The sequence below is a fragment of the Rhodococcus sp. AW25M09 genome, from assembly GCF_000333955.1.
Lineage (GTDB): Bacteria > Actinomycetota > Actinomycetes > Mycobacteriales > Mycobacteriaceae > Rhodococcoides.
The window spans coordinates 23744-36947 of sequence record NZ_CAPS01000124.1 but is presented as its reverse complement, the minus strand read 5'-3'; the positions used below and the strand labels follow the sequence as shown (position 1 = coordinate 36947).

12 protein-coding genes are annotated in these 13204 nt (G+C 61.0%); 8 read left to right on the top strand and 4 right to left on the bottom strand.

The window, feature by feature from the left end:
* Positions 1-5 precede the first annotated feature (5 nt).
* Positions 6-875, top strand: coding sequence for a sugar phosphate isomerase/epimerase family protein (locus RHODMAR_RS23920; RefSeq protein WP_008719846.1), 870 nt, complete (start codon positions 6-8; stop codon positions 873-875).
* A 25-nt stretch (positions 876-900) separates the two neighbouring features.
* On the top strand, positions 901-2397 hold the full coding sequence (locus RHODMAR_RS23915) for a CoA-acylating methylmalonate-semialdehyde dehydrogenase (RefSeq protein WP_008719845.1): 1497 nt from the start codon (positions 901-903) through the stop codon (positions 2395-2397).
* Positions 2398-2621: 224 nt separating this feature from the next.
* Here RHODMAR_RS23915 and RHODMAR_RS23910 read toward each other — a convergent pair whose 3' ends face one another.
* The 3 genes from RHODMAR_RS23910 to RHODMAR_RS23900 form a co-directional block, all read right to left on the bottom strand.
* Positions 2622-3761, bottom strand: coding sequence for an alpha/beta hydrolase family protein (locus RHODMAR_RS23910; RefSeq protein WP_008719843.1), 1140 nt, complete (start codon positions 3759-3761; stop codon positions 2622-2624).
* Between the two features lie 241 nt (positions 3762-4002).
* Complete coding sequence (locus RHODMAR_RS23905; RefSeq protein WP_008719840.1) at positions 4003-4359, bottom strand: universal stress protein; 357 nt, start codon at positions 4357-4359, stop codon at positions 4003-4005.
* A 28-nt stretch (positions 4360-4387) separates the two neighbouring features.
* Complete coding sequence (locus RHODMAR_RS23900) at positions 4388-5803, bottom strand: sugar porter family MFS transporter (RefSeq protein ID WP_008719837.1); 1416 nt, start codon at positions 5801-5803, stop codon at positions 4388-4390.
* 282 nt (positions 5804-6085) lie between these two features.
* On the opposite strand from RHODMAR_RS23900, the gene RHODMAR_RS23895 reads away from it, so the two are divergent.
* From RHODMAR_RS23895 to RHODMAR_RS23885, 4 genes are all read left to right on the top strand, one after another.
* Positions 6086-7102 carry a LacI family DNA-binding transcriptional regulator gene (locus tag RHODMAR_RS23895; protein WP_008719835.1) on the top strand — a complete coding sequence of 339 codons (1017 nt, stop codon included), beginning with the start codon at positions 6086-6088 and terminating at the stop codon, positions 7100-7102.
* A gap of 98 nt (positions 7103-7200) precedes the next feature.
* Positions 7201-7341, top strand: a complete 141-nt coding sequence (locus RHODMAR_RS28390; RefSeq protein ID WP_157226192.1) for a hypothetical protein — start codon at positions 7201-7203, stop codon at positions 7339-7341.
* 79 nt (positions 7342-7420) lie between these two features.
* Positions 7421-7843: a hypothetical protein gene (locus RHODMAR_RS23890; protein WP_042940204.1), complete on the top strand. Its 423-nt coding sequence runs from the start codon at positions 7421-7423 to the stop codon at positions 7841-7843.
* Positions 7844-8129: 286 nt separating this feature from the next.
* Positions 8130-8867 carry an IclR family transcriptional regulator gene (locus RHODMAR_RS23885; RefSeq protein ID WP_008719831.1) on the top strand — a complete coding sequence of 246 codons (738 nt, stop codon included), beginning with the start codon at positions 8130-8132 and terminating at the stop codon, positions 8865-8867.
* Positions 8868-8907: 40 nt separating this feature from the next.
* Here the strand turns inward: RHODMAR_RS23885 and RHODMAR_RS23880 are convergent, their stop codons facing one another.
* Positions 8908-9807 carry a helix-turn-helix domain-containing protein gene (locus RHODMAR_RS23880; RefSeq protein WP_008719829.1) on the bottom strand — a complete coding sequence of 300 codons (900 nt, stop codon included), beginning with the start codon at positions 9805-9807 and terminating at the stop codon, positions 8908-8910.
* A 246-nt stretch (positions 9808-10053) separates the two neighbouring features.
* On the opposite strand from RHODMAR_RS23880, the gene RHODMAR_RS23875 reads away from it, so the two are divergent.
* On the top strand, positions 10054-11079 hold the full coding sequence (locus RHODMAR_RS23875) for a carbon-nitrogen hydrolase family protein (RefSeq protein ID WP_008719827.1): 1026 nt from the start codon (positions 10054-10056) through the stop codon (positions 11077-11079).
* Between the two features lie 250 nt (positions 11080-11329).
* Positions 11330-13192: a beta-glucoside-specific PTS transporter subunit IIABC gene (locus RHODMAR_RS23870; RefSeq protein ID WP_008719825.1), complete on the top strand. Its 1863-nt coding sequence runs from the start codon at positions 11330-11332 to the stop codon at positions 13190-13192.
* Positions 13193-13204: the final 12 nt, after the last annotated feature.

The window sequence follows — 13204 nt, the reverse complement described above, 5'->3', positions numbered from 1 at the left end:
GGCGAATGAAGATCGCTCTCGATCCGACCCCGTTCCATCACGACTATTCGCTGCTCGAATTGCCCGGTGTCGTGGCCGATCTCGGGTACGAGTGGCTGCAGTTGACGCCGCATGCGGACATGATTCCTTTCTTCAACCATCCCAAAGCCGACGACGACCTCGTCGCCAAGTTCAAGAAGGCGTGTTCCGACGCCGGTGTCGGTATTGCATCCGTGCTTCCGGTGCTGCGGTGGTCCGGTCCCGACGAGGATGCGCGTGAGGCCGCAGTTCGGTACTGGAAGCGCGCGATTCAGATCACCGTCGACCTCGGTGTGTCGACCATGAACACCGAGTTCAGCGGCCGCCCCGAGAAGCCCGAGGAATCCGAGCGGGCATTCTATCGGTCGATGGAGGAACTGGTTCCGATCATCGAACGAGAAGGTCTCGATGTACTGATCGATCCGCATCCCGACGATTTCGTCGAAGACGGTCTGGCGGCGGTTCGTACCATTCGCGGAATCAATTCGAAGAACATCGGCATGGTGATCGTGGCATGTCACCAGTTCCACATGGGCGGCGATCTCGACACGATCATGGACGCGGCGGGCGACATGGTGCGACTGGTGCACGTGGCCGACACGATGGATCATCATCGCTCGCACGGGCTTCGGTACATCACCAATCCTCCGGGCAACGCCGTGCGCGTGCATCAGCACCTCAAGATCGGTGACGGCGATGTCGATTGGGACCAGTTCTTCGGCGGTCTCGGCAAGCTCGGCTTCTACGACCGAGACACCGTCATGGTCTCGAGTGTGTTTGCCGAGAACGAAAACGCTCACGAGGTCTCGCGCTATCAGCTCGACACCATTCGGAAGTACGTCTCCGAGAACTCCTGATCTTTCACTTACCTAGGGACACATCATGACTGACAACGTTATTGCACACTGGGTGGACGGGAAGCCGTTCGCCGGCACGTCCGACCGAACCGCTCCGGTCACCAACCCCGCTACCGGGCAGGTCACCGGCCAGGTTGCGCTGGCCACCATCGAGGATGCCCGCGCGGTCATCACCTCTGCCGCAGCCGCATTCCCGGCCTGGCGAGACACCTCGCTCGCCAAGCGAACCGCGATCGTCTTCAAGTTCCGGGAATTGCTCAACGCCAAGAAGGGCGAACTCGCCGAGATCATCACAGCCGAGCACGGCAAGGTTCTCTCGGACGCACTCGGTGAGATCAGTCGCGGCCAGGAGGTCGTCGAATTCGCCTGTGGCATTCCCCATCTGCTCAAGGGTGGCTTCACCGAGAACGCGTCGACGAAGGTCGATATCTACTCGATTCGGCAGCCTCTCGGACCCGTCGGCATCATCAGTCCGTTCAATTTTCCGGCGATGGTTCCGATGTGGTTCTTCCCCATCGCCATTGCGGCAGGCAACACCGTCGTTCTCAAGCCCAGCGAGAAGGATCCGACGGCGTCACTGTGGATCGCCGCGCTCTGGGAAGAAGCCGGCCTACCTCCCGGTGTCTTCAACGTGCTCCAGGGCGACAAGGTCTCGGTCGACGAATTGCTCGAGAACAAGTCGATCAAGTCGATCAGCTTCGTCGGATCGACCCCTATCGCTCAGTACGTCTATTCCACCGGCACCTCGAACGGTAAGCGCGTCCAGGCTCTAGGCGGCGCGAAGAACCATGCGATCGTTCTTCCCGACGCTGATCTGGATCTCGCGGCCGACGCGATGGTCAACGCCGGCTTCGGATCTGCCGGTGAGCGTTGCATGGCCATCTCCGCGCTGGTCGCCGTCGGGAACATCGCCGACGAACTGGTCGCGAAGATCGTCGAACGCACCACACCGCTGGTCACGGGCGACGGAACCCAGGGTGCCGATATGGGGCCGCTGGTGACCAAGGCGCATCGCGACAAGGTTGCCTCGTACGTCGATGCCGGAGAAGCCGCCGGTGCGACCATCGTCGTCGACGGCCGTACGGTCGAGGCAAACGGGGGAGCCGACGGCTTCTGGCTCGGCCCGACGCTGATCGACAACGTCACCACCGACATGAGCATCTACACCGACGAGATCTTCGGACCGGTGCTTTCGGTGGTCCGTGTCGATACCTACGACGAGGCACTCGAGCTCATCAACTCGAATCAGTACGGCAACGGCACCGCGATCTTCACCAACGACGGCGGTGCGGCACGGCGATTCCAGAACGAGGTCGAGGTCGGCATGATCGGCATCAACGTCCCGATCCCGGTTCCGATGGCGTACTACAGCTTCGGTGGTTGGAAGAACAGTCTGTTCGGTGACACCCACGCCCACGGCATGGAAGGCGTGCACTTCTTCACCCGAGGTAAAGCTGTCACCAGTCGGTGGCTCGATCCGAGCCACGGTGGCATCAACCTCGGCTTCCCTGAAAACGACTGAGCCCTGAAAACGACTGAGCCCTGAAAACGACTGAGCCCTGAAAACGACTGAGCCTTGAAAACGACTGAGCCCTGAAAACGACTGAGCCTTGAAAATGACTGAGCCCAAGGAACTATTGAACGCAAGGCTCCGAAACCCCCGCCCCAGCTTCGTGCTCAGGCGGGGGTTTCGCGCTGCATGGGCAGCAGCTGCCGCGCTGATTCGCCCGTGGGATCACGCCAGGGTCAGTGCAGCATTGCGAGTATCCGCGCCCCGGCGTCGTCGACGGTAGCGGCAACAACGTCATAGTGGGTTGCGTCGGGCACGGGCAGATAGGTGACCTCGCGCACGCCACGTGCCAGCAGTTCAGCAGCAAAGGCTGTCGTTGCTGCCGGCGGCACGACCGTGTCGGCCAGTCCTTGTTCGATCACTACCGGCCGGGTGTAGCCGGTGGTCGGCACCGATAAGTACTCGCGGATAGCCGAGGCCATCGCAGAGTCCGACAGCGGCCGGGCAAGAAGCTGTTGCGGAGAGATACCGGTCACTTTTTCCCTCAGTGCGCCTATACAGTTGTCTTCTGCCTGCGCAACGTAGGTGCGTCCCAGATCGCTGAGGTAGCCGTCCACATCGATATCGGGCCGGGAGTCTCGGAGTCCGTAAAGTATGTAGATCAGGGTGGCCGTGACGTTGTCGAGTTGTGCGATCCGGGGTGTGGTGGGAGACAGCAGTGGCAGAAGGACCTCGAGGTTCGACGACGGTGCGAACGACACCACTCCGCGAAAGTCCGACGGTGCTCCGTAGACGCCGACACGAGCTCCGGTGGTGAGTGCGGCCGCACCTCCTTGAGAGTGCCCGGCGGCGACCCAGGTGCGCGACAGTTCGGGGAGTCTGTCGGCTGCTGCGTCGACGACGTCGGTGACGGCATTCGCCGCCGAAACACTGTTCAAATAGTGGTGGGCACCCGATGTTCCGAGTCCGATGTAGTCCGTCGACACTATCGCGGTACCGCGACGGAGCAAGTTGGTGATCAGGGGCTTCGACAGTTCGACGGCCATCGGATCCTCGGCAGTCCCGTCTTCCAGAGCCGTGCTCATGGCGCATGAATCGCCAACGCCCACTGTGCCTTTGGCCCACGACACAATCGGCCACCCGCCTGGTGGCGGCGTGCCGGAGGGGAGATACACCTGTCCGCGGGCACGCGCGGTACGGCCATGGTCGTCGATGGTCCAGTAAGACAGTGCATAGCCCTCAGAGGCACCGTCGATGAGCCGCGAAATCGGTTCGATAGATGTCGACGGTGCCGCGTCGGAGATGGGGGAGAACACTCCCGCGCTACCGAGCATTGCAGCAGTTGCGAACAAAACTACTGTGGATCGAATCTTCATGCTTTCCTTCGGGGTCGACCAAAGAGGTTCGTCTCTTCCCGACTCGCCCCCGTGCGGAAATATACCGCTCGGTGACTTCGGAACGAGGTCGAGGTCGGCATGAGTGCGCGAAACCCCCGCTCCAGTTGCTGGAGCGGGGGTTTCGCGCTGGGTGGGCCCATGTTCGTGACCAGTATCGTGGGTGACCGAAGTCGATGTTGCTATCCAGGCCGGATCCAATGGCCGGCACCGTCGAGCGGGCTCAGCTGGGTTGGACGCTCAGAACCGGGACGGGGGACATCATCAACAGGCGCTGAGTAATGCTGCCCAGCAACGCCTTACCCACGCGACTGCGTCTCTTGATTCCGATGACGAGCCGAGTCACGTCGGGATTCGCGTCGATCTCGTCGAGCACCGCTGTCGCTGGATCGCGATCTGCGCGGCCGGCGCGGTCGATGACCCGCACGGCAACGTCTGCGTCGAGTCCGCTGACATCGAGTCCGGCGAGTGTCAAATTCACCACTATGAGGTCGGTGCGCAGGGCGCTTGCCTCATGAGCCGCCAATTGTAGGGCGTGACGGCCCTCTTCGTTGTCGGATACTGCAACCAGTACGGCCATGTCGTGACGTCCTTTCGATGCGTTCCGTTCACGAGTATTCGCGACGGAATCCGGCCTCTAATTCTTCGAGGGATTTCCCGCGTGTCTCGGGTACCTGAGTGACGATGAAGACCAGGGCCAGGAGCCCGAGTCCGACGAAGATGAAGAAGGTCGGTGCAATGCCCAGCGCCTCGACAACCGGCGGAAACGCAAGCGCCACCATTGCATTGGCCATCCACAACATGAAGACACACACTCCGATTGCGAAGCTACGGATCTTCAGCGGGAAGATTTCGGCAAGCATGAGCCACACCAGGGGACCGATGGTGCCCTGCATGCAGAAGACGAACAGGACGACGAAGACGAGGATGAAGTACGCCTTGGCCGTGCCGTCGGGCAGCAGTAGCGCGGACAGTCCGACCAACAGGTGAAAGAAGGTCGTCAGCCCGAAGCCGGCTATGAGCATCGTTCGGCGGTTCACCTTGTTCATGATGAGCAAGCCCACAGTGATGCCGAGAACGCTGAACAAACCGTTGAGGGTGTTGGCAATGATTGCGGCGCTGTCGGAGAAGCCCGCATCGCTCAGGAGTTGTGTTCCGTAGTACATGACCGAGTTGATCCCGGTGAATTGCTGGAAGACGCCGAGGCCGACGCCGATGAAGATGAGTCGTCGTATCCAGCGGACGGACAGGTCCGCGGCACCTCCGGTCTGGGAGAGCCTCTCTTCCTCTGCCAGAGCGTGTACTTCGGCCATCTCGGCCACTGCGCGTTCATCGGTCCGCACCTGCTTCAGAACCGCCAGCGCTTCGTCGTCGCGGCCCTGTAACACGAGCCAGCGAGGACTTTCCGGCATACGCAGCATGCCGACGAACAGTGCGATCGCAGGAAGCAGGGCAACCAGCAGCATGTAGCGCCACACCGACTCGTGGTCACCCCAGATATTGAAAATGATGGCGTTGATGATGAAGGCCGCGAACTGGCCGCTCACGATCATGACCTCGTTACGGGTGACCAGAGATCCGCGTCGCTCGCTGGGAGCGACTTCGGGCAGGTAGACCGGGACGGTGGCGGATGCGCCGCCGACTGCAAGCCCGAGGATGAATCGGAACACCGCGAGCACCTCCCACGACGGGGCAAGCACGCACCCGACCGTGCCGAGAGCGAAGACGCCGGACAGCAGCAAGATGTTGTGCCGCCGCCCGTACTTGTTGGACAGACGCCCTCCCACCAGTGCGCCGATCGCGGCACCGAAGATGAGGATGCTGACGACGAGACCCTCGGTGAACGACGTGAGGCCCAGGTCGTCCTTCATCGGTTCGAGGGCACCGTTGATCACCCCGGTGTCGTAGCCGAACAGCAGTCCGCCGAAAGTTGCGACGACGGCGATGACGCCCAGTCGTCGTGAGTGTGTTCCCGGAGTGTCGGGCGGGAGCGCACTCCGTGAGGTTGGTCGAGCTGAAGACATCTGTTTCTCATCCTCCGATACCCGTGGGTGGCAATGCGTTGGCAGAGCTGAATTTTCTTTGTGTATATGTCTTAACATACTGACAGCCAATTGAGAAGTGGGTCACACAGTTGTCGCGTTGGTCGGAGGCTCGAACGGGCGGCCGCCCAGACCGCCCGGAGGTACGGTTCTGTCGGAGTCGTCCGGGGCGCAAGAGAGTGGGAATCCGTGGCTGGGAGTGAGGGAGGCGATCGCCGGTCGGACGCGGGTCCGCACGGTAGAGCGCGAGCTCGAAAACCCACGATGGACGATATTGCAATCCGGGCGGGGGTATCGCGCACGCTTGTGTCTTTCGTCCTCGGGGGTAAGGCCGGTGCGGGGGAGGAAACGAGAGAGCGCGTTCTTCGAATCGCCGAGGAACTCGGGTACAAGCCCGACGCTACCGCTCAGCTGTTGGCACGCGGACGCAGTCGAACCCTTGGCGTTCTGGTCGACGTCGAGCAGCCGTTCCAGGCTCAATTGGTGAAGCGAATCTATCCGATTGCGAAAGCCGCGGGTTACGAGCTTCTGTTGTCTGCAAGCGCACCGGGGCGAGACGAAGTTGCTGCCGTCGAGTCTTTGATCGGCCACCGGTGCGAAGGTCTGATCCTTCTCGGCCCGAGTTCGGAGCAATCGTACTTCGAGGAGTTGGAAGAGCGCGCCGTCGTCGTTGTCGTTGCAAAACCGCTGTCCAGGAGCAACTTCGACAGTGTGCGCAGCGCCGACGACAGCGGTGTCCGGCAATCCGTCGACCATCTGATCGAACTGGGGCACCGCGAGATCTTTCACATCGATGGGGGATCGGGTCCGGGAGCCGCAATCAGAAGTACCGCCTACCGCGATGCCATGTACCGACACGACTTGGGTGATCGAATTCGAGTGATCGACGGAGCTCACGATGAAGCGTCGGGGGTTGCGGCCGGGCGTCTCATGCTCGATGAAGGCGCGCTGCCGACAGCGGTACTTGCGGGCAATGATCGCTGCGCGTTGGGTCTGATGGATGCATTCGACCGGGCCGGCATCGATGTGCCCGGAGATGTGTCCGTCGTCGGGTACGACGACAGCGACCTGGCGCGACTTGCCAGGATCGATCTCACGACCGTCCGGCAGAACGCCGATGCCCTGGCCGAGAATGCTGTTGCGTTCGCGGTGACGCGACTCGAGAACGCCTCCGCGGCAGCGTCCGAACTTATCGTCGAACCGCATCTCATAGTGCGTGGAAGTACCGGGCCTGTGCGGTCCGCGCAGCGTGTTCGTGCCTTGAAGCGGCGGGGCTTGTAGCCCGAACGCTTGACTTGAAGCTGTGATGTAGCCCATAGTTAATTCTACTAACGCGCTTAAGTAAACCGCCATCGAACGCAGTCGTCCTGGGAGATCACATGTCACACTTCGTAGAGCTCGGCGGTACCGCAGTGAAGTCCGCTGCCGCCGCAGTCGCATTCGCTTTGATGCTGTTCGTGTTGATTCTCGGCTTCGTCGCCTCCGGAATCATCGGCGCGGCAGGGTCGATCAGGAATTGAGAACGTTGGTGCTGATGGGGCATTCAACGACGGCCGCGTGCTGGTTCAGGATGTCACTGTCGTAGGGCATCATGAGTTGATGAGCGATCTCGAATACCTCGCCACCTTGCTTGCTCGACTCGATGCTGAGATTGCGCGAGTCTCCGCTGCCGAATCGGGCTCCGACGAGCATTCATCTGCCATCGATGATGCGGTCGATGCAGTCTTGCGGTTGCGCGCGAAGGTCAAGGCCGGTTATCCCGGCAAGAAGGCTTACTACATCGCAGCGTCGACCGATCCGAATGGAATCAGGGTCGAGGGAATTTCAGCGCTTCAGGGCAAACGCGCCCACGAATTGGCGCGAGACGGCGGTTGGATGCATGCGGATTCCAGCACTGTGCTCGACCTTCTCGATGACGATCAGATCAGTCGGTACGGAGCCGTGGCGGGACGCGGCGTGGCGCAGACGTTTCGCGACTCGCGTGAATATCTTTCAGCGGCCTTGGGTCTCGCCGAAAAGTAGACCTCGGCAGCAGCGCAGAGATCCGACTGTCGGACGCGAATCCGAGTGACGCGATACGGGCTTGTGGAACGGGGTGGTCGGCAGCGAGCCGGGTCGATGGCGTGAAATCTATGTCGATTCCATCGAACAGCGCCTGGATGAGTGCGCGAGTCACTCCGGACAGTTCTCGAGGTAGGGCCGTCTATGTGCCACGTCACACTCTGGCGACTATGGTCGACCTCGAGAATGAGCACTCTCGGGATGTCGAAAAGTTCGGTGTCCGAATGTGGGAAAGGGAGCCGGACCTGTGGCCGTTGGACCGAGTTCGCTGTCCCGCGCGTTGTCCGTCCTGGAATCTTTCAGCGAAGATCGGCCGGAGCAGACCCTGGCGCAGATCGTGCGTCAAACGGAACTTCCGTACGCGACTGCGCATAGATACCTGGCTGAACTGGTCAAATGGGGTGGGATCGAGCGAACTTCTCGCGGGACGTACCAAGTGGGGATCAGGCTCTGGCAACTCGGTGCGTTGGCACCGCAGGAACGTCAACTTCGTGACGTCGCGTTGCCGTTTCTCGAGGACCTGTTCGAGGCCACTCACGAAGTGGTTCACCTGGTGGTGATGGATCGTGGACGAGCCCTCTACGTCGAGCGCTTGGGCAGAGCAGGAGGCACCGTCTCATCGAAGGTCGGACACCGGCTGCCGCTGCACGCCACGGGCCCCGGAAAGGTGTTGCTCGCCTTTGCCCCCAAAGCGACTCAGGACGAGATCATCGCGGCAGGTCTGCCGCGTAAGGCGAGCGCTACCATCACCGACCCGAACCAACTACGAAAAGTACTCGGCGACATTCGTACCACCGGGTTTGCGATATCGCGGAACGAGATGACGGAAGAAAATGCGTCAGCCGCAGCTCCGGTATTCGGTCAGAACGGCGATATCGTCGCCGCAATCTCCGTTGTAGTTCCGTCGAAGAATCAGAACCTCACCGCACTCGCACAAGGGGTTCGGGTAGCCGCCGCGGGGATCAGCCGCACACTTCGCCGGTAGATCGCGCTTCGGACGGGAGCGCAGTCGCCGAACGCCGAACCTACCCTGTCTGAATTCGCAATTGCTTTGGGCTGCAACCGAAATGTCGACGAAATGCCCGGGAAAAAGTCGTGATATCGCTGAATCCGGATTGGTGGGCGATCGCGGCGATCGTCAGCGATCTTCCGTCCGATCCGGTCAATATTCGGCTCGCCAGACGAAGTCGTTCCCGACGGATGAACTCGGCCGGGGTGGTGCCGTTCTCGGCGAACAGTAAGTAGAGGTAACGAAGCGAAATGTGGTGGTTGTCGGCGACGTATCCGGGATTCATGTCGGGCAAGTGCACGCCATCACGGATGAACTTCGTGATGGTCTCGAACGTCTGCGTCCGTGCATTCGTAATCCGACCAGGCGACGCGTCGACGACGGTGGTGAGGAGTTCGACGATCGAACCTTCGATGCCGTCGTAGCTGTCCGACTCGCTACCGGTGACCAACTCTGTGATCATTGCCGTCAGCACTCGCAGGCCGAGCGAATCAGGCAACGAGTTCGCACACAACCGTTTCGATTCGGCTTCGCCGTGACCCACGAGAGCCCGCGGGAACTGAAGGACCAATTCCTGCGAGGACGCGTCGGGAAACTCCAGAACGTACGGTCGGCTCGTGTCGTAGACGACTGCGTTCCCGACTGCAATCTCCGCCTGCCGGCCATCTTGTTCCACACGGCCGCGCCCCGCCCGCTGGATTACGAACAGGTAGTCGGTGTCCAGCGAATCGCGCAGCGTGGCGGGGGTTCGTCGGAGACGTGATCCGGACGACGTGACGTGGGTCGATGTCAACGTGTTCGAGACTGTGTTCTGAGAGATCGACCCCGAAAAATCAGCCACCACCTCGTCGACGGCCAACGGAACAAAACTGGCGGTGCACAGTTCGGCCCACCCGTCCGCGTCGAAAGCCTGCATTACACCCACTCGAACATCATTCCACTTCGACATTGCGGAGGGATGTCCTTTCTGTTTCCCGTCGCGCTCCGGGTGTAGTGAGTTCCGACCCGCGACATGGTTACCTTCGGCGGTCCGGATGTGCAGAATTTGCCACTCATTCGTGCAAAAAATGCAGTCTGCGCTGAAAGCGATCCGGTTACGGTCGTCGATACCTGGGAGCTGGTGTGCCGCCGTGGCAACCGGACCGGAGATGGGAAGACGAAGATGGCCGAAGTGGTACGTGCAGCTGCAGTGCAGGCCGAGCCCCGGTGGCTCGACATCGAACAGGGGGTCGATCAGGTCGTCGATTACATCGGCCGAGCCGCGGCCGGCGGAGCTCGGATCGTGTCGTTCCCCGAGGTGTTCATCCCTGGATACCCGTGGTGGATCTGGCTCGACGCACCGGCGTGGGGCATGCAGTTCGTGTCGCGCTACATGCGGAACTCCATGACGCGCGACGGAGAACACATGACGCGTATTGCCCAAGCCGCGGCGGCGAACAGCATCTTCGTCGTTCTGGGTTTCAGTGAGCGCAGCGGTTCGACCGTGTATATCTCACAAGCGATCATCGACGCATCCGGCGAGATCGTCGCCGTTCGTCGGAAGCTCAAGCCCACCCACGTGGAGCGATCGGTCTTCGGCGAGGGCGACGGAAGTGACATCGCGATCTACGACACCGACTTGGGGAAGATCGGTGCACTCAACTGTGCAGAGAATATTCAGCCGCTGACGAAATTCGCAATGTTCAGCATGGGCGAGCAGATTCACGTGGCGAGCTGGCCGAGCTTCTCGCTCTACCGCGGTGTGGCGCAGTCGCTGAGCGCAGAGGTGAACAACGCAGCGAGTTTGACGTACGCGGTAGAAGGCCAAACTTTCGTTCTTGCGCCGTCTGCACTGGTGGGCGAGGCCGGGCAGGATCTTTTTTGCGACACCGATGTCAAACGTCAATTGTTGCAACGCGGTGGTGGTTTCGCGCAGATCTACGGTCCGGAGGGCAGCACCTTGACCCCGCCACTGGCGGAGACGGAAGAGGGAATCCTGTTCGCCGATCTCGACTTCGACCTGATCGACGTCGCCAAGCACGCCTTCGACCCTGTCGGTCATTACTCCCGGCCCGACGTGTTCCAACTGCTGTTCAATCCGCGAAAGAACGAGGTGGTCGGTGCCTTCGATACGACCGACCCGTTGGTTCGCCCGTGCGTGACCGACTCGGCGGTTCCGGTGGCGACCGACGACGGCGAGTCGGATTGATGGTAATGCGCCGAGACCCTTTCGGTACCAGGGAGATACGTCGTACCGAGCCGGCTGTCGGCAGATCGGGATAGGCCGATCTCTCCGAAATTCCCCTTGCGTAGCAAGGCACATCGCGTTAGTGTTCTCGATCACAAGCTTCATCAGGATTGTTACTCGGTCACGAGGCAAGACCTGAGCTACACGCACTCTATGCGTGCAGCTCAGGTCTTTTTTTGTGCCCTGGTACGGAACCACGACAAGGAAGACCATGGCAGTCATCGACCACAGGTCGCTCGCCTCCGACATTCTCGAGAGTGTGGGCGGGCAGAGCAACGTCGACTCAGTGGTGCACTGCGCCACTCGACTTCGCTTCAAACTGAACGACAGCGCGAAAGCGGACACCGACGCGGTCAAGGCGCTCCCGGGCGTGCTGGCGGTGATGAAGGCGGGCGGGCAGTATCAGGTGGTCATCGGTGACGACGTGTCGGCAGTGCACGCCGAGATCACGAAGCTGACCGGTAGCGGCTCGACTGCGGAACGATCCGCCGCCGTAGTCGACGGCCCCGTCTGGTCTCCCAAGCGCCTGCTCAACGGATTCATCGACGTCGTGTCCGCGATCTTCCAGCCGATCATGTGGCCGCTTGCCGGCGCGGGCTTGCTCAAAGCGTTGCTGAGCATCGCGTTGCAGTTGAACTGGCTCGACGCCACCAGCCAGACGTATGTGATCCTGGCGGCCGCGGCCGACTCGATCTTCTTCTTCCTTCCCATCTTCTTGGGCTATACCGCTGCCAATCGCTTCGGCGCCAACAAGTTCACCTCGATGGCGATAGCAGGTGCTCTGGTCTATCCGTCGATTGTCGACCTGGGTGCGTCCGGTGAGTCGGTGCGCTTCTTCTCGATTCCCGTCACCATGTTCAACTACACGGGCTCCGTGATACCCATCATCGTGGCTGTCCTGATCCAGTCGCACCTCGAGAAGAACTTGATGCGCATCGTGCCGAAAATGTTGCGCAACTTCGCAACACCGATGATCTCCATCATCGTCATGGTTCCTCTGGTCCTGCTCACCGTCGGCCCGGTCACGTCCTTCCTGGCCAGCGCGCTCTCGACGGGAATCACCGACGTTTTCGAGTTTGCGCCGTGGTTGGCAGGCGGCCTCATGGGCGGACTGTGGCAGGTGTTCGTGCTCTTCGGGCTGCACTGGGGGTTCCTACCGGCAATGCTCAACGACATCGCTGTCGCCGGAAGTTCGGTCCAACTCGCGCCCCTGCCCAGTGCAGTACTCGCTCAGGCAGCCGCCACCTTGGCCGTGTTCCTGCGTACTCGAAGTAGCGTCCGCCGTGGCGTTGCCGGGCCCGCCTCGGTGTCCGGATTTATCGCGGGCGTGACGGAGCCGGCGATCTATGGTGTCAATCTTCCGTTGAAAAAGCCGTTCTTCTTCGGCATCGTCGGCGGTTCCGTCGGCGGAGCGATCGCAGCGTCCGGTGGCAGTGCTGCCACCGTCTTCGTCTTTCCATCGCTTCTGGGTCTGTCCGCTTTCACCACAGTCGGTAGTTTTGTTCTGCAAATTGCAGGCGTCGCCATCGCCATCAGTATTGCTTTCGCTCTGACCTTCGCGTTCGTGGATCGAGAAAGTACCGCGGACGCCGAGTCCGTCGAAGCAGCCGTGGCGGTAGGAACCGTGGAGATTGTGGTACCGGTCGATGGCACCATGGTCGCGCTCGCGGATGTTCCCGACCGCGTCTTTTCCTCTGGCGTACTCGGCCAGGGATTCGGTGTGGTCCCCAGCGAAGGTGTTGTGCGAGCACCTATTTCCGGAACGATAATCACCGCGATGAAGACGGGGCACGCGTATGGGATCAGGTCCTCCGACGGTGTCGAAGTTCTGGTCCACATCGGTATCGACACTGTTCGCATGAACGGCGAAGGGTTCACGCCCTCGGTCGCCAGGGATGACGTCGTGAAGGCCGGCGACATCATCGCTGAATTCGACATCGAAGCAGTGCACAAAGCGGGCTTCGACCCCATGACGCTTGTGGTGGTCACCAATTCCAAGCAGCTCGCATCGATCGAACCCATCGGGTCCGGTGCCGTCTCGCACGGCACACCCGCCATCGCAATCACTGTTTGAAGAGGGATTTCA